Source organism: Microcella alkaliphila (assembly GCF_004216855.1).
GTDB classification, from domain to species: Bacteria; Actinomycetota; Actinomycetes; order Actinomycetales; family Microbacteriaceae; genus Microcella; species Microcella alkaliphila.
In genome coordinates, this window is sequence record NZ_SGXT01000015.1 from 232,164 (window position 1) to 251,504 (window position 19,341).

The 19,341-nt window shown below is 69.0% G+C and carries 21 protein-coding genes and 1 tRNA gene; 17 read left to right on the forward strand and 5 right to left on the reverse strand.

Annotated elements, in window-relative coordinates; translation table 11 throughout:
* The first annotated feature begins 14 nt into the window (after window positions 1–14).
* From EV140_RS08350 to EV140_RS08400, 11 genes are all read left to right on the forward strand, one after another.
* Window positions 15–1,388 (forward strand): dihydrolipoamide acetyltransferase family protein, encoded by a 1,374-nt coding sequence (locus tag EV140_RS08350; protein ID WP_130282883.1) that lies wholly within the window; start codon window positions 15–17, stop codon window positions 1,386–1,388.
* Window positions 1,389–1,502: 114 nt separating this feature from the next.
* The gene (locus EV140_RS08355) at window positions 1,503–2,582 is read left to right on the forward strand and encodes a metal ABC transporter substrate-binding protein (RefSeq protein ID WP_130282885.1); all 1,080 of its coding nucleotides are present in this window, start codon (window positions 1,503–1,505) and stop codon (window positions 2,580–2,582) included.
* Window positions 2,583–2,587: 5 nt separating this feature from the next.
* Window positions 2,588–3,409 carry a metal ABC transporter ATP-binding protein gene (locus EV140_RS08360; RefSeq protein WP_241971376.1) on the forward strand — a complete coding sequence of 274 codons (822 nt, stop codon included), beginning with the start codon at window positions 2,588–2,590 and terminating at the stop codon, window positions 3,407–3,409.
* A 4-nt stretch (window positions 3,410–3,413) separates the two neighbouring features.
* Window positions 3,414–4,337, forward strand: coding sequence for a metal ABC transporter permease (locus EV140_RS08365; protein WP_130282889.1), 924 nt, complete (start codon window positions 3,414–3,416; stop codon window positions 4,335–4,337).
* The gene (locus EV140_RS08370; protein WP_130282891.1) at window positions 4,337–5,185 is read left to right on the forward strand and encodes a metal ABC transporter permease; all 849 of its coding nucleotides are present in this window, start codon (window positions 4,337–4,339) and stop codon (window positions 5,183–5,185) included. The genes EV140_RS08365 and EV140_RS08370 overlap by 1 nt, the downstream gene beginning before the upstream one ends.
* Window positions 5,182–5,586: a Fur family transcriptional regulator gene (locus EV140_RS08375; RefSeq protein ID WP_130282892.1), complete on the forward strand. Its 405-nt coding sequence runs from the start codon at window positions 5,182–5,184 to the stop codon at window positions 5,584–5,586. Before EV140_RS08370 ends, EV140_RS08375 begins: the two co-directional genes overlap by 4 nt.
* Window positions 5,587–5,738: 152 nt before the next feature.
* Window positions 5,739–5,975, forward strand: coding sequence for a 50S ribosomal protein L28 (gene rpmB / locus EV140_RS08380; RefSeq protein ID WP_130282894.1), 237 nt, complete (start codon window positions 5,739–5,741; stop codon window positions 5,973–5,975).
* Window positions 5,975–6,142 (forward strand): 50S ribosomal protein L33, encoded by a 168-nt coding sequence (gene rpmG, locus EV140_RS08385; RefSeq protein ID WP_096419968.1) that lies wholly within the window; start codon window positions 5,975–5,977, stop codon window positions 6,140–6,142. The genes rpmB and rpmG overlap by 1 nt, the downstream gene beginning before the upstream one ends.
* A 2-nt stretch (window positions 6,143–6,144) precedes the next feature.
* Window positions 6,145–6,450 (forward strand): 30S ribosomal protein S14, encoded by a 306-nt coding sequence (gene rpsN / locus EV140_RS08390; protein ID WP_096419966.1) that lies wholly within the window; start codon window positions 6,145–6,147, stop codon window positions 6,448–6,450.
* Window positions 6,451–6,527: 77 nt separating this feature from the next.
* On the forward strand, window positions 6,528–6,800 hold the full coding sequence (locus EV140_RS08395) for an HU family DNA-binding protein (RefSeq protein WP_096419964.1): 273 nt from the start codon (window positions 6,528–6,530) through the stop codon (window positions 6,798–6,800).
* Window positions 6,801–7,033: 233 nt separating this feature from the next.
* Window positions 7,034–9,019: a bifunctional copper resistance protein CopD/cytochrome c oxidase assembly protein gene (locus EV140_RS08400; protein WP_130283066.1), complete on the forward strand. Its 1,986-nt coding sequence runs from the start codon at window positions 7,034–7,036 to the stop codon at window positions 9,017–9,019.
* A gap of 22 nt (window positions 9,020–9,041) precedes the next feature.
* On the opposite strand, the gene EV140_RS08405 is transcribed toward EV140_RS08400, so the two are convergent.
* Window positions 9,042–9,986, reverse strand: a complete 945-nt coding sequence (locus EV140_RS08405) for a hypothetical protein (protein ID WP_130282896.1) — start codon at window positions 9,984–9,986, stop codon at window positions 9,042–9,044.
* A 94-nt stretch (window positions 9,987–10,080) separates the two neighbouring features.
* Here EV140_RS08405 and EV140_RS08410 point away from each other — a divergent pair, with 94 nt between their 5' ends.
* Complete coding sequence (locus EV140_RS08410) at window positions 10,081–11,409, forward strand: ATP-dependent DNA helicase (RefSeq protein ID WP_130282898.1); 1,329 nt, start codon at window positions 10,081–10,083, stop codon at window positions 11,407–11,409.
* Here the strand turns inward: EV140_RS08410 and EV140_RS08415 are convergent.
* Both EV140_RS08415 and EV140_RS08420 read right to left on the reverse strand, forming a co-directional pair.
* The gene (locus EV140_RS08415) at window positions 11,380–11,892 is read right to left on the reverse strand and encodes a hypothetical protein (protein WP_130282900.1); all 513 of its coding nucleotides are present in this window, start codon (window positions 11,890–11,892) and stop codon (window positions 11,380–11,382) included. The genes EV140_RS08410 and EV140_RS08415 overlap by 30 nt on opposite strands.
* Before the next feature lie 64 nt (window positions 11,893–11,956).
* A tRNA-Gly gene (locus EV140_RS08420) sits at window positions 11,957–12,030 on the reverse strand.
* Between the two features lie 122 nt (window positions 12,031–12,152).
* On the opposite strand from EV140_RS08420, the gene dcd reads away from it, so the two are divergent.
* Complete coding sequence (dcd, locus tag EV140_RS08425; RefSeq protein WP_130282902.1) at window positions 12,153–12,734, forward strand: dCTP deaminase; 582 nt, start codon at window positions 12,153–12,155, stop codon at window positions 12,732–12,734.
* A 21-nt stretch (window positions 12,735–12,755) separates the two neighbouring features.
* Here dcd and EV140_RS08430 read toward each other — a convergent pair whose 3' ends face one another.
* On the reverse strand, window positions 12,756–13,127 hold the full coding sequence (locus tag EV140_RS08430; protein ID WP_130282904.1) for a response regulator transcription factor: 372 nt from the start codon (window positions 13,125–13,127) through the stop codon (window positions 12,756–12,758).
* A gap of 83 nt (window positions 13,128–13,210) precedes the next feature.
* On the opposite strand from EV140_RS08430, the gene EV140_RS08435 reads away from it, so the two are divergent.
* Window positions 13,211–15,247: an ATP-binding protein gene (locus tag EV140_RS08435; protein ID WP_130282906.1), complete on the forward strand. Its 2,037-nt coding sequence runs from the start codon at window positions 13,211–13,213 to the stop codon at window positions 15,245–15,247.
* Here the strand turns inward: EV140_RS08435 and idi are convergent.
* Entirely contained in the window at window positions 15,229–15,768 is a 540-nt protein-coding gene (gene idi, locus EV140_RS08440; protein ID WP_130282908.1) for an isopentenyl-diphosphate Delta-isomerase, read from the reverse strand. The two genes, EV140_RS08435 and idi, sit on opposite strands and share 19 nt — an antisense overlap.
* Window positions 15,769–15,790: 22 nt before the next feature.
* Here idi and EV140_RS08445 point away from each other — a divergent pair, with 22 nt between their 5' ends.
* Genes EV140_RS08445 through crtI form a run of 3 tightly spaced genes read left to right on the forward strand, consistent with a single transcriptional unit; the run spans window position 15,791 to window position 19,336 of the window.
* Window positions 15,791–16,861 carry a polyprenyl synthetase family protein gene (locus EV140_RS08445; RefSeq protein ID WP_241971377.1) on the forward strand — a complete coding sequence of 357 codons (1,071 nt, stop codon included), beginning with the start codon at window positions 15,791–15,793 and terminating at the stop codon, window positions 16,859–16,861.
* A 4-nt stretch (window positions 16,862–16,865) separates the two neighbouring features.
* Window positions 16,866–17,777, forward strand: coding sequence for a phytoene/squalene synthase family protein (locus EV140_RS13350; RefSeq protein ID WP_198674393.1), 912 nt, complete (start codon window positions 16,866–16,868; stop codon window positions 17,775–17,777).
* Window positions 17,774–19,336: a phytoene desaturase family protein gene (gene crtI, locus EV140_RS13355; RefSeq protein ID WP_198674394.1), complete on the forward strand. Its 1,563-nt coding sequence runs from the start codon at window positions 17,774–17,776 to the stop codon at window positions 19,334–19,336. The genes EV140_RS13350 and crtI overlap by 4 nt, the downstream gene beginning before the upstream one ends.
* Window positions 19,337–19,341: the final 5 nt, after the last annotated feature.

The following is a 19,341-nucleotide window of genomic DNA, read 5'->3' on the forward strand; positions in this document are numbered from 1 at the left end:
GCCTGGAGGACACCGTGACCGCATCCGAGTTTCCGCTCCCCGACGTCGGCGAGGGCCTGACCGAGGCCGAGATCGTCGAGTGGAAGGTCGCGCCCGGCGACCCCGTCGCGGTCAACCAGGTGATCGTCGAAATCGAGACGGCCAAGTCGCTCGTCGAGTTGCCGAGCCCGTTCGAGGGCACGGTCGATGAGCTGCTCGTCGCCGCCGGCGACACGGTTGAGGTCGGCACCCCGATCATCCGCGTGCGGGGGGCCACGGAGGCTCCGGCTGCGGCTACCGCTCCGACCGCCGCCGAATCCGAGACGACGGATGCTGTCGCCGACACAAAGGGAACGGTCGCCTCCGAAGAGTCCAGCGTGGGCCGCGACTCCGGCTCCGGCGCGGTACTCGTGGGCTACGGATCGAAGGGCGGCCACGTGGTCTCGCGCCGCCGCCGCTCGGCTGGTGTCGGCGTGACCGACCACGCGCCGCAGGAGGAGGCCGCGGCTACCTCACCGAAGCCGCGATCCCTCCCCGTCGCCGAGGCGGCGCCCGTGCTGGCGAAGCCGCCGATTCGCAAGCTTGCCAAGGACCTCGACGTGAACCTCGCCGAGGTCGCGGGCACCGGCATCGGGGGCGAGGTGACGCGCGACGACGTGATCCGCCAGGCGCAGCAGGCGAGTGTGTTCCGCAATATCACGACGCCAGACCAGCCGACGGCGCGCGAGGACCGCATCCCGGTGAAGGGGGTGCGCAAGGCGATCGCCGCCGGAATGGTGAAGAGCGCGTTCACCGCCCCGCACGTCAGCGTGTTCGTCGATGTCGACGCGACCCGCACGATGGAGTTCGTCAAGCGCCTGAAGGCGAGTCCCGACTTCGCCGGCATCAAGGTCTCGCCGCTGCTCGTCATGGCGAAGGCCATGATCTGGGCGGTGCGCCGAAACCCCACCGTCAACTCGACGTGGACCGATACCGAGATCATCGTGCACCACTTCGTGAACTTTGGCTTTGCCGCCGCGACGCCGCGGGGCCTCGTCGTGCCGAACGTCAAGAACGCGCAAGACCTGTCGTTGCGCGAACTCGCTCAGGCCATCGAGCAGCTCACGATCACGGCGCGCGACGGCAAGCTGCAGCCCGCCGACATGGCCGACGGCACCATCACGATCACCAACATCGGCGTCTTCGGCATGGACACGGGCACGCCGATCCTCAACCCGGGCGAGGTGGCGATCGTGGCGCTCGGCACGATCAAGCAGAAGCCATGGGTGGTCGACGGCGAGGTGCGCCCGCGTTTTGTGACCACGCTCGGCGCGAGCTTCGACCACCGCGTCGTTGACGGGGATGTCGCGAGCCGCTTCCTCGCGGACGTCGCGTCGATCATCGAGGAGCCGGCGCTCTTGCTCGACTGAGCCCCGCGCATCCGGTTCTCGGCGATGGCGCCTTATTGAGAACCGTTTTGACAATCGTTATCAACAGGACGTACTCTCGGAGGGTCCGACCGACCCCTCCTTAGAGAGCCCGCCATGACCACGATCTCCCCCCACCGTTCGATCACCCGCGGCGTTCCCGCGCTGATCGCCGCCTCCGTGCTGGCGATCGGCCTTGCCGGGTGCGCCACGGCCGAGCCCGACGCCGACGCCGCGACCCCCGAAGCACCCGTCACCCCCGCCCTCACCGTGGTGGCGAGCACGACCCACACGGCCGAGTTCACCCAGCGCGTCGCCGGTGACCTGGCCGACGTGACCGCGCTGATTCAGGCGAACCAGAGCACCCACAGCTTCGACCCCACGGCGTCTGACCTGGCGGCGCTCGCCGACGCCGATGTGCTCGTGATCAACGGCGCCGGGCTCGAAGAGTGGCTCGATGACGCCGTGCAGGCCTCGGGCTTCGCCGGCACGACCGTCGACGCCAGCACCCGCGTTGGCTTGATCGAGTTTGCCGGCGATCACGATCACGGTGAGGGTGAGCACGCCGACGGCCGTGCGCACGACGACCACGGCCACGACGACCACGGCCACAGTTACGAGGGTGACGACCCGCACATCTGGACGAGCGCCGCCAACGCCGCCGCGATGGTCGAGGCCATCGCCGAGGGCCTCGCCGCCGCCGACGCCGCCAACGCCGAGGTCTACGAGGCCAACGCTGCCGCCTACATCGCCCAGCTCGAACAGCTCGACGCCTGGATTATCGAGAGCGTGGGCGCGGTCGACCCTGCCGACCGGCTGCTTGTCACCAATCACGAGGCCTTCGGCTACTTCGTCGACGCCTACGACGTGACCTACGTCGGCGCCATCATCCCGAGCTTCGACGACAACGCCGAGGTCAGCGCCGCCGACATCGACCGGCTCGTGGCAAGCGTTCGCGACTCGGGAGCGACAGCCGTGTTCAGCGAGACGACGCTGTCGCCGGCGGCGGCCGAGACGATCGCCGCGGAGGCGGGCATCGACGTGCTGAGCGGCGAGCAGGGACTGTATGGCGACTCGCTCGGGCCGGCCGGCTCGCCCGGCGAGACCTACATCGGCTCGATGATCCACAACGTCACGGTTCTCGTGACGGCGTGGGGCGCCGAACCCGCCCCCGTTCCCGCCGCATTGGCAGAATGAGGGGCGTGACCTCAGACGCTCCAGCGACGGCCGGCTCCCCCACCCGGGAGCCGGCCGTCGCCGTGCGCCCAGCGCTCAGCGCGCGCGGCGTCACGCTGCGGTACGGGTCGAACCCGCCCGCCCTCAGCGACGTCACGCTCGACGTGGCGCCCGGCGAGGCGCTCGCCGTGATCGGGCCGAACGGTGCCGGAAAGTCCACGTTCATCCTGGGGCTGCTGGGCCTCACCCAGCTCGCCGACGGCGAGCTGCGGGTGCTTGACCGAACGCCGGCTGCCGCCCGGGTCAGTGTCGGCTATGTGCCGCAGACGGCGGGGCTCGACCCCGAGTTTCCGGTGACGCTCGATCAGGTCGTCATGATGGGGCGGTACCGAACGCTCGGCTGGCGCTGGCCCGGTCGCCGAGACCGCGCGGCCGTGCACGCGGCGCTTGAGCGGGTTGGCCTCTCCGAGCAGCACCGCACGCGATTCGGCCGACTGTCGGGCGGTCAGCAGCAACGCGGACTTCTTGCACGCGCGCTCGTCTCGTCGCCGCGGCTACTCGTGCTGGATGAGCCGTTCAACGGCCTCGACCAGACGAGCCGCGACACCCTGCTCGACATCGTGCGTGAGCTCAAGGCCGACGGGGTCGCCTTCGTCATCTCGACCCATGACCTCGACCTCGCCCGCGCGGTCTGCGACAGCGTGCTTCTCGTGAACGGCGTGCAGGTCGCTGCCGGCCCTCGCGACGACGTGCTCACCCTCGACAACCTCGAGCGGGTCTTCGCCGGTCATCAGGTCGAGGTCGACGAGCACACCGTCGTCGTGCCCCCGCACGACGGGCACGCCTGACACCATGACCGCGATCGACTGGCTGTTCTCTCCGTTCGCGTTGCCGTTCATGCAGCGGCCGCTGCTCGTCATGCTCGTGTTGGCCGTCGCCCTCGGGCTGGCCAGCGTCATGGTCACCCTGCGGTCGCTTCAGTTCGTCGGCGACGGACTCGTGCACGCCGTCTTTCCGGGCATCGTGATCGGGTTCGCCGTGGGCGGCCGTGAGGGCTTGGTGCCGGGCGGACTGGTTGCCGCAGCAATTGCGGCCGTCGCCTTCACCCTGCTCACCCGCCGGGCTCTCGCGAGCGACTCCGCGATCGCCGTGGTGCTCACCGTCATGTTCGGCATCGGCGTCATCATCGTCTCGCGCCAGTCCGACTACGTCGGCCAGCTGCAAGAGCTGCTGTTCGGGCGACTACTCACCGTGACCGACGCGGACGTGACCCTCACCGTCGCCGTCGCGGCCGCGGCGACGGTCGCGATCGCCGTCGTCTGGCGCACCCAGCTGTTTCGCGCGCACGACCCGCTCGCCGCCCGCGCTGCCGGCCACCGCGTTCTGGCCACCGACCTCGTGCTCGCCGTCGCCGTGGCCGTGCTGATCGTCGCCGCCACCGCCGCCGTCGGAAACCTGCTTGCCCTCGGGCTGCTCGTGGTGCCCGGTGCGGCCGCCCGCCTGCTCACCCACCGCATCGGCTGGATGGTCGCGATCTCCATCGCGATGGGGGCGCTCGCCGGCTTCGGCGGCCTGCTGATCGGGTTCCGCGCATCCGTTGATTGGGGCATCCCGCTCGCCGGCGGCGCGTCGGTCATCACGATGCTCGTCGTCATCTACGGTGTCGTTTTGGCCGCCAGCATGCTGCACCGTCACGGTCCGCGCACCGCACACACGACAGCGGATGCTCGCGGCGCGTCGACCGCGCCGGCGCCGGTTCCCGAGGCGGCGCGCTGATGGGCTTCTTCGAACGCGCGCTGCTCGAGGCGGTGCTGGCCGGCGGCGTCGCCGGACTCGTCGGAACGTTCGTGGTGCTGCGCCGCCGCGCCTTCTTCACGACGGCCCTCACCCACGCGACGTTCCCCGGCGCCGTTGTCGCTGCGGTCCTCGGCGTCAGTGTCGTGCTCGGGGCGGCCGTCTTTAGCGTGCTGTTGGTGGCGCTGATGACCCTGATCTCGCGCGTCCGAGACCAGGGCGCGCAGGTCGCCGCCGGCGTCGTCTTGACGTTCGGCTTTGCCCTCGGCGCGCTGTTGCAGTCGGCGAACCCCTCGCTGCCGATCTCGGTCGAGAGCTTCCTCGTCGGTTCGATCCTCACGGTCGGCTGGGGCGATATCACCCTCACGGCCATCATGTTCGCCATCGCGGCGGTCGTCATCCTGTTGCGCGGCCGACACCTCGTGTTTTCGACCGTCGATGAGCTCGGCTACCGCGCGGCCGGTTACCGGCCGTGGGTCGCGGAGGCGATCATCGTCGCCCTCATCGCGGGCACCGTGGTCGTGATCATGCCCGCCATCGGCGCCATCCTCGCCATCGCCCTCATCGTCGGCCCCGCCGTCGCCGCCCGCCAGCTGGTCTCCTCGACGAACGCCGTGCTCGTGCTCGCGCCGATGATCGGAGCCGCATCCGCCGTTGCCGGTGTCTTTCTGTCGCGCGCGTTCTCCATCGCGGCGGGTGGCGCGATCACGGTCGTCATCGCCCTCGTCGTTGGCGCCTGCGTGCTCGTCGGTCGGATGCTGCGCACCGGCTCCGGGCGGCGCCCGGCCCTCCAGCCCTCCCGCACTTCGCGTACGCTGGTGGGGTCATGAAGCGGAATACCTGGCAGCGCGAGGCGGTGCGCTCGGCCCTCGGCGAATCCGACGGCTTCATCAGCGCACAGGCCCTCCACGGCGCCCTCCGTGACTCGGGCACGACGATTGGCCTCGCCACCGTGTACCGGGCGCTGACCGACCTCACCGACGAGGGCGAGGCCGACACGCTCACGCAGGACGGCGAGGCGCTCTACCGGGCGTGCACTCCCGACACGCATCACCACCACCTGATCTGCCGCCGCTGCGGGGCGACGGAAGAGATCGCGGCCGACCCGGTCGAGCAGTGGGCTCGCCAGGTCGCGGCCGAGCACGGCTACACGAAGGCCGAGCACGTCGTCGACATCTTCGGCCTGTGCCCCGCGTGCTCGCGGTTGTCGGAAACGCCCGACACCCCGTAAGCTAGAGGCTTGTGTCAGGCTCCGGCCTGGCTTCTTGTGCGCATCTCGCCCCGCTCAACCAGCTACTAGAGCGGGTACGGCGGGTCTCGCGTGCCGACAAGTGACCTTGGGTACGGCAGTCGCCGTACGGTAGCCGAATAGTTGGAGGACCCATGGCAGCCGTCTGCCAGGTGACCGGAGCCATCCCTGGTTTCGGGCACAACATCTCGCACTCGCACCGCCGCACGAAGCGTCGGTTCGATCCGAACATCCAGAAGAAGACCTACTACGTGCCCTCGCTTCGCCGTAACGTCACCCTGACGCTGTCGGCCAAGGGCATCAAGGTGATCGACGCGCGCGGTATCGAGTCGGTCGTGAAGGACCTCATCGCTCGCGGGGAGAAGATCTAATGGCCAAGCAGCAGGACGTCCGTCCCATCATCAAGCTTCGGTCGACCGCCGGTACCGGGTACACCTACGTGACTCGCAAGAACCGTCGCAACGACCCCGACCGCCTCGTGCTGAAGAAGTACGACCCGGTCGTCCGCAAGCACGTCGAATTCCGCGAGGAGCGCTAACCATGGCGAAGAAAAGCAAGATCGCGCGCAACGAGCAGCGCAAGGTGATCGTCGAGCGGTACGCCGCGAAGCGACTCGAGTTGAAGAAGGCCCTCGTCGACCCGAACGGCACCGACGAGTCGCGTGAGGCGGCCCGCAAGGCGCTGCAGAAGCTTCCGCGCGACGCGTCGCCGGTTCGTCTGCGCTCGCGCGACGCCATCGACGGCCGTCCCCGCGGTGTTCTCAGCAAGTACGGCATTTCCCGTGTTCGCTTCCGCGACATGGCGCACCGTGGCGAATTGCCCGGCATCACGAAGTCAAGCTGGTAGTTTCAGGGGCGATTCCCGCGAGTTCTCGCGAATTCGCGGGATCTATCTGAACAATCCTGAGGTCCGAGGAGGACACAATGAACCGTTCCGAGCTCGTCGCCGCTGTGGCTGCTGAGTCGGGCCTGAGCCAGGCTGACGTCAACCGCGTCCTCGATGGTCTGTTCTCGACCGTCTCCGGCGCTGTCGCCAGTGGCACCAAGGTCTCCATCCCCGGCTGGCTGTCGTTCGAGCGCACCTCGCGTGCCGCTCGTACCGGCCGCAACCCGCAGACCGGTGAGACCATCCAGATCGCCGCGTCGAACGGCGTCAAGGTCAGCGCCGGCAGCAAGCTGAAGGCTGCCGTCAAGTAACTCCCGAGGCCTTCGGGCTTCTCGGCACCGCGCATCACGCACGGCGCCGACCACACGAGGCGCTCCCGCTCACCGGCGGGGGCGCCTCGTTGCGTTCCCGGCTGGTGCGAAGCACCGCTCCCGTACGCTGAACTCGCCGGTTTCACACAGCGCGAAAGGGGGATGCGGTGACCGCGTCAGCGACGCACAGCACCGTGCCTGACACGGGCACCCCGCACGATTCGTCGCCGTGGCTGCGCCGCGCCCCCTGGTCGGCACTCGGCCTCGCCGCCCTGCTCGTGGGCGGCACCATCGCCCTCATCGCCGGTCTCGCGTACGGCGGTGGCGCCAACGCCCCGCTGTTCAGCGACCCGGGTGCCGTCGTGCGCTGGGGTCTTCCCGCCGGCAAGCTGCTGGTGAATCTCGGGGCGGCGGGCGCGATCGGCGCGATCCTGCTCGCCCTGATCGCCCTGAGCATCCAGAGCGACGCGTACGGTCGCGCCCTCGATATCGCCGCAGCTTCCGCGGCCGTGTGGACGCTCGCGAGTGCCGTCACCGGGTTCTTCACCTTCCTGACCGTGTTTACGCAGCCGGTCAGCCTTGAGCCCGAGTTCGGGCGTGTCCTCGGCGTCTTCTTCGGCGAGGTCGAGCTCGGCCGCGCGTGGCTTGCCACAACGCTGATGGCGGCCGTTGTCACCGTGCTCTGCTTCGTGCTGCGCCACCCGAGCCTCGTCGCGGTCGTGGGTCTCCTCGCCGTTGCGGCGCTCTGGCCGGTCGCGCAGACGGGGCACGCGGGTGGAACGGCCGACCACGACGCGGCCGTCACCGCCGTCTTCCTGCACAGCGTGTTCGCCGCCGTGTGGGTGGGCGGGCTGCTCGCGCTGATCCTGTTGCGGCGGCCCCTGGGCGACGACCTGCCCGCGGTGCTGCGCCGCTATTCGACCCTGGCGCTCATCGCGTTCATCGTGGTTGCCGCCTCCGGTCTCGTCAGTGCGCAGCTGCGCATCGGCGACCTCGCGGGGCTCGGCACCGAATACGGGATGCTCGTCATCGCCAAATCCGCCGCACTCGTCGCGCTCGGCATCGTCGGCGCCAGCTACCGCCGCGCGGTCATCGCCCGGGTCGAGGCGTCACCCCGGCCGGCGCTCGGCTTCTGGACGATCGTCGTCGCCGAGCTCACGGTGATGGGTGTCGCGATGGGCCTGGCGTCTGCTCTCGGGCGCACGGCGACGCCCGCGCCCCAGGTGCCCGTGACCGAGCTGCCCGACCCGACGCCCGCCGAGCTGCTCACCGGGTCGCCGCTTCCCCCCGAGTTCGTGTGGTGGCGTCTCGCCACCGAGTGGGATCTCAACCTGCTGTGGACGCTCCTTGCGGCTTTCGGCCTGTTCTTCTACCTCGCGGGCGCCGTGCGTCTTGCTCGCCGCGGCGACCGCTGGCCGATCCACCGCACGATCCTGTGGACGCTCGGCATGGTCACCCTGTTCCTGGTGACCAATTCGGGGCTGGCGGTCTACGAGAAGTATCTGTTCAGCATCCACATGCTGGGCCACATGGTGCTGTCGATGGCGATTCCGGTGATGCTGGTGCTGGCGGCGCCGGTGACGCTCGCGGCCCGCGCGATCCGCGCCCGTAAAGACGGCTCGCGCGGCCCCCGCGAGTGGATCCTCGCGATCGTGCACTCGAAGTGGGCGGGTTTCGTCGGGCACCCGATCGTCGCCTCGATCGTGTTCGCCGTGTCGCTTCTGGTCTTCTACTACTCGCCGCTGTTCCGGTGGGCCGTGACCGATCACCTCGGCCACCAGTGGATGATCGTGCACTTCCTCCTGTCTGGCTACCTGTTCGTCAACGCGCTCATCGGCGAAGACCCGGCGCCGTACCGGCCGCCGTACCCCATCCGGTTGCTGATCCTCATGGCGACGATGGCGTTCCACGCGTTCTTCGGGCTGTTCCTGCTGTCGGGCACGGGCCTCCTGCTCCCCGAGTGGTACGGCGCGATGGGCCGGGAGTGGGGCATCACCCCACTCGCCGACCAGCAGCGCGGCGGCGGCATCGCCTGGAGCGTCGGCGAAATTCCCACCCTGACGCTCGCGATGCTGGTGGTCTGGATGTGGTCACGCGCCGACAAGAAGGAAACGAAGCGTCGCGACCGTCAGGCCGACCGCGACGGCGACGCCGAGCTCGTGGCGTGGAACGCGATGCTCGCCCAGCGCGCGGGCCGCGACGGCCGGGCCGACGGATAGGTCGACCGCGCGCTGCTCCTGGCTACGGGTAGACCGTAACGACGGGCCCGTCCGGCCCGAGCGCGACGACGCCGAGCATCTCGGCCGGAACGTCGTCGACGAGGCGGGTAATGCTGCCGTCGAACAGCGACTGCACCTCCGCCGTGATCTGCATGGTGGCCGACGCCTCGAGGCTGAACCGCCCCGCGTTCGCTGTTCGGCTGAGCACGACGCGCGGCTCGTCGACACGTTCCCACTGCGGCCGGTCGAGCACGCGGTCGTCGTCGATGACGCGACCGAACGGGCATCCCGCCGGTTGCAGGACGGTCTGCTCGGCGCACTGATCGAGCAGCTCGGTCACCTGCCGCTGCACCTCGCGCACCAGCCGGTCGGAGGGCTGTGCTTGCAGGATGACCGGGGCGGGGTCAACCGACCGCGGCCGGATCACCCGCGATGGCGCGTCGAGGAACGGCTCGGCGTTCGTCACCGACACGCGGGCGGGGATGAACGCGGCGACCTCGCTGGTCGCCCCCGGCCCCGAGGTGGTCACCGTCCGCCCAGGGACGCGCACACGATCGTGGTTGTCACTGCCGACCGGGATGCGCGCGACGGGAGGCGCGACGAACCGCCACTGCGGGATCACCCCGAGCAGGCGCGCGTCGGGCTCGAGCAGGAAGATGACGGTCGCGGGGTCCGACTCGCCCCCGTACACGGCGGTCACGGCGACGCGATTCTCGGCGCGGTCTTGCGCGGTGACGACGCGGACCGTCGTGGGTGTCCCCTCGTCGCCGAGGGGCAGGGGCGCACCCGTTTCCAGTCCGGCGAACTGAGCTGCGGCGAGCAGGTCGTCGTCGGCCAGCGCCGCCAGGTAGCGTTCGACGTGCGCCTCCGGAGTCTCGGCGACGATCACGAGGGCGGCGAGCGCGGCGGCGGTGAGCCCCGACACGAGGGCAAGGACTCCTCCCCCGATCAGCATTCCGCGCGACATGCGCCCAGCCTAGGCGGGGGCCCGCACTGGGGCGCGGCCCCGGCTACGCTGAAACTCCTATCCCGGAGGTGTCGTGACTGCTTCGTCTGCGTTCGTGGGCGCACCCACCCTCGCCGATGAGCAGCGCGCCGTCATCGAGCTGATCGAGTCGACACGCGATCACGTGTTTGTGACGGGCCGCGCCGGCACGGGCAAGTCGACGCTTCTCGAAGCCTTCCTCGCCCAGACCGATCGCACGGTCGTCGTGTGCGCGCCGACCGGAGTGGCGGCGCTGAACGTCGGCGGCCAGACGATTCACTCGCTGTTTCGCCTCCCCATTGGGCTGATCGCGGACGCCGACCTCGATGACGCTCCGCACCTGCGGCGCCTCTTGGGCGGCGTCGACACGGTCGTCATCGATGAGGTATCGATGGTGAGCGCCGATCTGATGGATGCGATCGATCGGCGCCTCCGCAGCGCCCGCGCGCGCCCCCGCGAACCCTTCGGTGGCGCCCAGGTCGTGTTGTTCGGCGACCCGTATCAGCTGGCGCCGGTGCCGGGGCGCGACGAGGGGGAGCGCGCCTACTACGCCGACCACTACCGCTCGATCTGGTTCTTCGACGCGCGCGTCTGGCGGGAGACCGAGCTGCGCATCGTCGAGCTGCAGACAATTCATCGCCAACGCGACGAGGCGTTTCGCCACATGCTGACCGCCGTGCGGCACGGTGAGGTCACACCCGAGATCGGGCGCGCGCTCAACGAGGCGGGGGCCCGACCGGCACCCAACGAGGGGGTGCTGACCCTCGCCAGCACGAACGCCACGGTGACGCGCATCAACGGTCGCGAGCTTGCGCGCCTCCCCGGCGACGTGAAGACGGCGCGCGCCGACGTCGTCGGCGAGTTCGGCGGCCGCGGCGGCTACCCGGCCGACGAGGCGCTGCAGCTGAAGGTGGGCGCCCAGGTGATGTTCTTGCGCAACGACACCGCCGGCGACGGTGCCCCCCGTTGGGTCAACGGCAGCCTCGGAACCGTCGAGCGCATCGGCCGCACCGTCTTCATCGAGGTCGATGGCGAGAGCCACGAGGTGCACCCCGCCACGTGGGAGAAGTTCCGCTACACCTACTCGTCGGCCCAGAAGCGGGTCACGAAAGACGTCATCGGCGAGTTCACACAGTTTCCGCTGCGGCTCGCGTGGGCGGTCACGATTCACAAGTCGCAAGGGCAGACCTACGACAGCGCGATCATCGACCTGGGGCCGCGCGCCTTCGCGCCCGGCCAGACGTACGTGGCGCTGTCACGCATCCGCTCGCTGGAGGGCCTGCACCTCGTTCGGCCGCTGCGACCCAGCGACATCATCGTCGACCACGATGTGCGCCGCTTCATGGCGGACGCCGAGCCGGTGATCGACCGCGGATCAGTGGTTCGAGTGGTCGATCCCGAATAGCGGAGCGGAAGGCTCATCGGCGGGCGCGGCGGGAAGCTCGGCCGCCGGGGTGACGGGCTGTGGCGTCGACGACGCGGCGGGCGTGAGGATGCTGGCGACGAGCATCCCGCCGCCGACGAGAGCGGCACCGCTCGCGAGTGCGATCGCGATCGTGAGGGGCGCGCGGCGGCTCGGCCGACCCGATTGACGGGCGAGCCGCCGCGCGGCGAAACGGCTCGCGAGCGCAACCCCCGTGGCGCCTGCGAGTCCGACGGTGCTCGCGACACCCAATGGCGGCAGTGTGGATGCACCTAGGCCCCCCAGCCCCGGATCCTTCAGTGCCGCGCTCGCGAGCAGGAGCAACCCCCAGAGGAGGGCCGGCGTCGTCAGCAGCAGCACGGCAGACATGGCTGCCGGCGACGCGATGGTCGTGACCGAGCCCCCGCTCGGCACGGTGCGGCGGTGCGAGCCCCCGCTCGCCGCCGGACGCGTGGTGAATGACATGGCGCCCTCCTCTCGCACTGTGTTCGGTGCGGGAGGCGCGGCGGTTTGCTGTGAGATGTCTGAGTGGAGGGGATGACGGGAATCGAACCCGCGCTATCAGCTTGGGAAGCTGAAGTTCTGCCATTGAACTACATCCCCGCGCGGTGGAGCTCGGAGCGACGACCATTTCTGGTCGTCGCCGCGACCCCAGCGCCGACGCCCGTCCCGGGCGTCGGTTGCACGCACACCAAGTCTACTCATCCCTCGCTAGGCTGACCTTCATGCTGCTGAGCGACCGCGACATTCGGGCCGAACTCAACTCGGGCCGCATCGGCCTTGACCCGCTCGACACGTCGATGGTGCAGCCCTCGAGCGTGGATGTGCGGCTCGACCGCTTCTTCCGGCTGTTCGACAACCACAAGTACCCGTTCATCGATCCCGCGGTCGAGCAGCCCGAACTGACCCGCCTGGTCGAGGCCAAGCCCGACGAGCCGTTTATTCTGCACCCTGGCGAGTTCGTGTTGGGATCGACGTACGAGACGGTCACCCTGCCCGACGATGTCGCCGCGCGGCTGGAGGGCAAGAGTTCTCTCGGGCGCTTGGGCCTGCTGACCCACTCAACTGCTGGTTTCGTCGACCCCGGTTTCAGCGGCCACGTCACCCTCGAACTGTCGAACGTCGCGACGCTGCCGATTAAGCTCTGGCCGGGTATGAAGATCGGCCAGTTGTGCTTCTTCCGCCTTACGTCGCCCGCCGAGAACCCTTACGGCACGGGCGCATACCTCAACCGGTACCAGGGCCAGCGGGGCCCGACAGCCTCGCGGTCGTGGCAGAACTTTCATCGCACCGACATCGAGCGGTAGTCGGCGGGCCCTCGCACGGCGCTACCCGGCTGGAACCAGCAGGGCGGTGATGCGTTCGATCAGGTCACGCGAACTGAACGGCTTCACGATGTAGTCGTCGGCCCCGGCCTGCATGGCACGGTCGACGTCGCTCTGTTGCGAGCGCGCGGTCAACATGAGAATTTTCGTGCGGTGGTCGGGGTCAGATGCGCGGATCTCTTCGCACACTTCGATGCCGTCACGACGCGGCATCATCCAGTCCAGCACGACGAGGTCGGGCTTTTCGGTGGCGAACAGCGTGAGACCCTCTTCACCATTTGTAGCGCTGACCACGTCGTGCCCTGCCCCCTTGACTCGATTCTCGAGCAAGAGGAGCACGTCGGGCTCGTCTTCGACGATCAGAATGCGCGCCATTGTTCTCTCTTTCCCCCTTTACACCTTAGTCTCAGAAACGCACGGTTCGGGGTGGGACCCGCCCGTACGGGGGAGGATGGTTCGTGGCATTCACGACGGCGGTCGGGTTCGGGCGGCCGGCCGCGAGGCGCACGGTCGTCGCGACCCTCATCGTGCTCGCGGGGATCGTCAGCTATTTCTCGGTCGAATTGCGTCCCGCAGGCGCTGCCATCGCCGCGTGGTGGCCTGCAGCTGGGCTGGGCGCGGCGGCGTTGCTCGTCTCTCGGGGAACACGCGTTCTGGCAGCGACGGGCATCCTGTTCGCCGCGATGGCGGCAAACACCCTGGCGGGCCGTGAATGGGGCCTCACCGTTGGTTACGGCATCGCCAACGCTGTCGAGGTGTGGGTCGTCGCGTGGATTCTCACCCGCGGCCGGGCTGCGGCCCGACTCGACGGCGTTTCCGACATCGCCCGCTTCCTGGTCGCCTGCATCGTGGGGTCCGGCGTATTCTCCGCGATCGGTGGTGTGACGGCGTTCATCGTCGCCGACCAGCCCCTAGAAGTTGCTTTTTTGTCACTTCTTGCCTCGCACTTCTCGGCGCTCGTCGTGGTGCTGCCGCTCTTCGTGATCTCCCCGCGAACCCACGAACGCGTGCATCCCGTAGAGGTACTGGCGCAGGTCGCCGTCCTCGCGCTGATCACCTGGTTCGTGTTCTCTCCGACGAGCGACTTGCCGATCGCGTACCTGCCGCTCATCGCGCTGCTGTGGGCGGCGTTCCGGCTACCCACCGTCCTGGTGGCGGCGGAAATCCTCGTGCTGGCCACCGCCGCCACGATCCTCACGGTGCTCGGAGGAGGTCCCTTTGCATCGTTCATCGCAACGGGGGAGCGCACCACGGTGCTCCTGTTGCAGGGGTTCCTCATCGTGCACGCCCTCGCCGCTCTCTTCGTCTCGGGCGCCCGCAACGACTGGGGGCGCGCCCTCGTGCGCGCGGAGGCGCAGGAAGAGCTGCTGCGCGGCGGCATCGTCAACGCCGAGTCGGGCATCGTGATCGCCGAACGCACGGATGACTCTCGACTCGTCATTCGCGGCATCAACCGCGCCGCGCTCACCGCGCTGGGCTTGGAATCCGCGCCGCCCGAGTGGTTCGAGGCGGGAATCCCCCTTGTTCCCGGGCAGCCGGTGCTGGGCAACCGTGGCCTTGACGCGTTGTTGCGGAGCGGGGGTGCCGGTGAGGCAGAACTCACACGCGGTGACCGCCGATTCGACGCGCAGGTGTCGATCCGCCCGCTGTCGAGGGAAACGGCCATCGTGACCGTCGTCATGTCTGATATCACGAAACGACAAGAACGCGAGGATGCTGCGGTGCAGTCGCTCGTGCGCCTGCGCGACCTGAACCAGCAGAAGGACGACTTCATCGCCTCCGTCAGCCACGAGCTGCGCACCCCGGTGACGGCAATCATGGGATTCTCGGAGCAGCTGGCAGACGAGGCGCTCGGCGCTCGGGCCCAGCAGGCCGCGGACGTGATCGACCGCAACGCGCGCCGTCTCGCCGACGTCATCGAGGACGTGCTCGAGCTGAGCAGACTCACGGGCTCCGCGACGATCCGCCGGTCGTCGTCCGAGTTTGACATGCGCGATCTCCTGGAGCTGGCGGCCGAGGACGCTCGGGGCCTGTACCCGGAGCGTCAGATCGTCATCGAAACCTCCCTTCCCGACGAGCCCGTCCCGGTCGTACTCGTGCGCCAGGACGTTCAGCGCGTCATTGCGAACCTGTTGTCGAACGCGGTGAAGTTCAGCCCCGTCGGGGGAACCGTGACCGTGGGTCTCGGCCCGGCGGGCGACGGCGTTGAGATCACGGTCAGTGATCGCGGCCCGGGAATCCCGGCCGAGCACCTTCCGCACGTGTGGGAGCGCTTCTATCGCATTCAGGACGAGTCGCACCGGGATGCTCCGGGCACGGGCCTCGGGCTTCCTATTGTGAAGGCGCTTGTCGACGAGCGATTGCGAGGGCGCGTCACCCTGGAGCCGCAGCCGACGGGGACGGGAACGCTTGCGCGCGTGTTGCTGCCACGGGAGTCTTTGCCCGCGCCGCCCACGGCGAGCGTTCCCGTGATATCTCAGCTCTCTGCTGAGTAGGCACCCTGCCAGACGGCCAGCTGCCAGCCAATCCAGGGCGAGTAGGCGAAGGGGGTGGCGGCGACCGCGCTCCGCAGGGCGTCCGGCTCGACCCAAGCCCACTCCGCGACCTCGTCGGCGGCCGGCTGCGGGTCACCGGATGCTCGTGCCGTGTACACGGGGCAGATTTCGTTTTCGACGACACCCGACGCGTCGACCGCGCGATAGCGGAAGTCGGGGAGTGCGACCCGCACGTCGCTCACGGCCAGCCCGAGCTCGCGCTCGGCCCGCCGCGTGATGGCCTCGCCCAGGTCTTCCCCCGGCGCGGGATGGCCGCAGAAGCTGTTCGTCCACACCCCCGGCCAGGTCTTCTTCGACAGGGCGCGGCGCGTCACGAGCACCCGGCCGGCGTCGTCGAATACGTGGCACGAGAACGCCTGGTGTAGGGGAGTGTCCTCCGTGTGAACGGTCGCCTTCTCGGCGGTGCCGATGGGGGTTCCGTCGTCAGCGAGGAGGACGACAAGTTCAGGGGTTTCGCTCATGGGGCCGCGCTAGTCTGCTGGGGTGAAACGACACGACGCTGTGGCCATCGCTGATGAGCGAGCAGCCCTCGTCGACGCTGTTTTGGAGCGCTTCTTCACCCTATCCAAGAAGCGTGCCGAGCCCCTGGGCGACCACTACCTGCACCTGTGGGGCCTGCTCGAGCGCAACACCCAGGGCGGTAAGCGGTTCCGCCCGCGCATGGTCATGGCCGCCTACTGCGGTTTCGGTGGGCGCGATCTCGACGCTGCCGCCTACGTCGGTGCAGCGTTCGAGCTGCTGCACACGGCGCTGATCGTGCACGATGACGTGATCGACCGTGATTTCGTGCGCCGCGGCATCCCGAATATTTCCGGTGCCTACCGCGATCAGGCTGTCGACCGGGGCGCGTCGGAAGACATCGCCGAACACCGGGGGGTGTCCGCCGCGGTGATCGCGGGCGACCTGGCGCTGTTCAATTCGTACCGCCTGCTCGACCGTTCGGGCGCGGATGCCGAGACCCGCGACCGCCTCGCCGACGTGCTCGATGAGGCCATGTTCGCCTCGGCCGCCGGCGAACTCATCGACGTCGACTTCTCGATTGACCCTGGCATGCCGCTCGTCGACGACATCCTGACGATGGAGCGGCTGAAGACGGCCGTCTACTCGTTCGAGACGCCGCTGCAGGCTGGAGCGATCCTGGCCGGCGCATCCCGCGATGTGATCGACACGTTGGGCGCCTTCGGCCGCGAGATCGGCATCGCCTACCAAGTCATTGACGACGTGCTCGGTGTCTTTGGCGAGCCGGGTGCGACGGGCAAGACAACCATCGGCGACCTCCGGGAGGGCAAGCGCACCGTCATGGTGGCCTTCGCCTGCTCGACACCGGCGTGGGCGCGGCTCTGCGACCTCATCGGCAAGCACGATCTCACCGAGGAAGAGGCCGAGGAGGCCCGTGAATTGCTCGCCGTGTGCGGTGCGCGGGCCTTCGCCGAGAACCTCGCGCGCGACTACGCGCAGCGGGCGCTGGCGCGCCTCGCCGAGCCGCACATTCCCGCCGCCCTGCGCGACGAGCTGCACCCGGTTGCCGCCGAGGTGCTCGATCGAGTGAAGTGACCCCATGACCGTGATGCGCCTCTCTCTGTACGACCGCGTCGCCGACGAGATCGCGGGCCGGGTGATCCGCCGCTACTCGACGTCGTTCGGCCTCGCCTCGCGCCTGCTCGAGCCCGGCGTGCGCCAGCACGTCGAAAACATCTACGCTCTCGTGCGCGTCGCCGATGAGATCGTCGACGGCGGCGTCACCGAGGCCGGTCTCGATACGGCGGCGGCCGGTCGCTACCTCGACGAGTTCGAGGCTGACACCGAACAGGCGATCCGTACCGGGTACTCGACGAATCTCGTCGTGCACGCCTTCGCTCGCACGGCCCGCGAGACGGGATTCGGCACCGAGTTGACGAAGCCCTTCTTCCATTCGATGCGCATGGATCTCACCGACACCGAGCACGACCAGGAGAGCTTCGACACCTACGTCTACGGCTCGGCCGAGGTCGTCGGCCTCATGTGTCTGCGGGCATTCCTTCAGGATCACTCCGTCACCGACGACCAGAATGAGCGCATGGTGCGCGGAGCCCGCGCCCTCGGCGCCGCCTTCCAGAAGGTCAACTTTCTGCGTGATCTTGCGGCCGACGTCGAGACGCTCGGGCGCAGCTACTTCCCGGGAATCCGCGTCGACCAGTTCACTGAACAGGAGAAGCACCGCTTGCTCGACGACATCGACGATGACCTGCGCGTCTCGGCCGCCGTGATCCCCGAGCTTCCGGCCGGCAGCCGGCGCGCCGTGGCGCTCGCGCAGAGCCTCTTCCAGGAACTGGGGGAGCGCATCCGCAGAACCCCCGCCGAGACCGTGATTCGCGCCCGCATCAGCGTGCCGACCGCGGTCAAGGCTCGTCTGTTGGCGCAGGCCGCGGCAGGCCGCACACCGCGCCCGCCGAGACCGGCGCCGGCATCGGCGATCGGAGCATCCGCGTGAGCCGCGTCGTCGTGATCGGCGGCGGCATTGCTGGCCTGTCGTCGGCCGCGCTGCTCGCCCGCGACGGCTACCGGGTGACCCTCGTCGAGAAGCGGGACCAGTTCGGCGGACGCGCCGGCTCGTGGTCGGTCGACGGCTTCCGCTTCGACACTGGCCCGAGCTGGTACCTCATGCCCGAGGTGTTCGATCACTTCTTCAAGCTCTGCGGCACCTCGACCGCCGAGCAGCTCGAGCTGATTCAACTCGACCCCGGCTACCGCGTCATCACCGAGGGCTTCGACCGGCCGACCGACATCGCCGCGAACCGCGCCGACAACGTGGCGCTGTTCGAGTCGATTGAGAAGGGCGCGGGCGCGAAGCTCGAGCGCTACCTCGACTCGGCCGAAGACACCTACGTCATGGCGAAGAAGCGCTTCCTGTACACGAGCTTCGAGTCGATTGGTCCGCTCCTGCGGGGCGACGTGCTGAAGCGTTCGGGCAAGCTCATGACGATGCTCGTGCAGAGCCTCGACAGTTTCGTCGGGCGACGCTTCCGCGACCTGCGCCTGCGCCAGATCCTGGGCTACCCGGCCGTGTTCCTCGGTTCGTCGCCGTTCCTGACCCCGGCGATGTACCACCTCATGTCGCACCTCGACCTGACCGACGGTGTGCTGTACCCAATGGGCGGCTTCGCGAAGCTCATCGAGCGCGTCGCGGCGGTCGCGGAAGACCAGGGCGCCGAGCTGCGCCTGAACGCGCCGGTTGCTCGCATCATGGTCGACGAGGCAACGGGGGATGCACGGGGCGTGCAACTCGAGGACGGCGAGATCATCGAGGCCGACCTCGTCGTCGCGGCAGCCGACCTGCACCACACCGAGACGGCCCTGCTGCCGAAGGAGCGGCAGACCTACCCCGAGCAGTACTGGCAGAAGGCGACGGCTGGCCCGAGCGCACTGCTCATGTATCTCGGCGTCGAGGGTGACCTGCCGCAGCTTGAGCACCACACGCTGCTGTTCGCCGCCGACTGGCGCGAGAACTTCGAGAAGATCTTCGGCGAGAGCCCGTCGTGGCCCGACCCCGCGTCGCTGTACATCTGCAAGCCGTCGGGCGTTGACCCCTCGGTGGCCCCCGAGGGCCACGAGAACGTGTTCGTGCTCGTTCCGGCTCCCGCCGATCTGTCGTTCGGTCGCGGTGACGTCGACGGCGATGGCGACACCCCGCTCGAGACCTACGCCGATCGCATCATCGCGCAGATCAGCGAGTGGGCCGCAATTCCCGACCTCGCCGACCGCATCGTCGTGCGCCGCACGTACGGACCCGGAAACTTCGCCGAAGACGTGAACGCCTGGCGCGGCACCGCGCTCGGCCCGGCGCACGTGCTGAAGCAGTCGGCGTTCTTCCGCGCAGGTAACGTGTCGAAGCAGGTGCGGGGGCTCTACTACGCGGGCTACTCCACGATTCCCGGCATTGGCCTGCCGATGTGCCTCATCAGCGCCGAGGTGCTCGTGAAGCGTCTGCGCGGCGACACCTCGACCGAGCCGCTGCCCGAGCCCCTCGTGCCGACGGTCGCCCGCGGCTAGAGCCC

Bases quoted from the DNA above. Each gene is read 5' to 3' on its own strand.
- EV140_RS08355 (WP_130282885.1), top strand. From the start codon at position 1,503: ATGACCACGATCTCCCCCCACCGTTCGATCACCCGCGGCGTTCCCGCG.
- EV140_RS08375 (WP_130282892.1), top strand. From the start codon at position 5,182: ATGAAGCGGAATACCTGGCAGCGCGAGGCGGTGCGCTCGGCCCTCGGC.
- rpsN (WP_096419966.1), top strand. From the start codon at position 6,145: ATGGCGAAGAAAAGCAAGATCGCGCGCAACGAGCAGCGCAAGGTGATC.
- idi (WP_130282908.1), bottom strand. From the start codon at position 15,768: ATGAGCGAAACCCCTGAACTTGTCGTCCTCCTCGCTGACGACGGAACC.
- EV140_RS08430 (WP_130282904.1), bottom strand. From the start codon at position 13,127: ATGGCGCGCATTCTGATCGTCGAAGACGAGCCCGACGTGCTCCTCTTG.
- EV140_RS08415 (WP_130282900.1), bottom strand. From the start codon at position 11,892: ATGTCATTCACCACGCGTCCGGCGGCGAGCGGGGGCTCGCACCGCCGC.
- dcd (WP_130282902.1), top strand. From the start codon at position 12,153: ATGCTGCTGAGCGACCGCGACATTCGGGCCGAACTCAACTCGGGCCGC.
- EV140_RS13350 (WP_198674393.1), top strand. From the start codon at position 16,866: ATGACCGTGATGCGCCTCTCTCTGTACGACCGCGTCGCCGACGAGATC.
- EV140_RS08395 (WP_096419964.1), top strand. From the start codon at position 6,528: ATGAACCGTTCCGAGCTCGTCGCCGCTGTGGCTGCTGAGTCGGGCCTG.
- rpmG (WP_096419968.1), top strand. From the start codon at position 5,975: ATGGCCAAGCAGCAGGACGTCCGTCCCATCATCAAGCTTCGGTCGACC.
- EV140_RS08365 (WP_130282889.1), top strand. From the start codon at position 3,414: ATGACCGCGATCGACTGGCTGTTCTCTCCGTTCGCGTTGCCGTTCATG.
- rpmB (WP_130282894.1), top strand. From the start codon at position 5,739: ATGGCAGCCGTCTGCCAGGTGACCGGAGCCATCCCTGGTTTCGGGCAC.
- EV140_RS08405 (WP_130282896.1), bottom strand. From the start codon at position 9,986: ATGTCGCGCGGAATGCTGATCGGGGGAGGAGTCCTTGCCCTCGTGTCG.
- EV140_RS08370 (WP_130282891.1), top strand. From the start codon at position 4,337: ATGGGCTTCTTCGAACGCGCGCTGCTCGAGGCGGTGCTGGCCGGCGGC.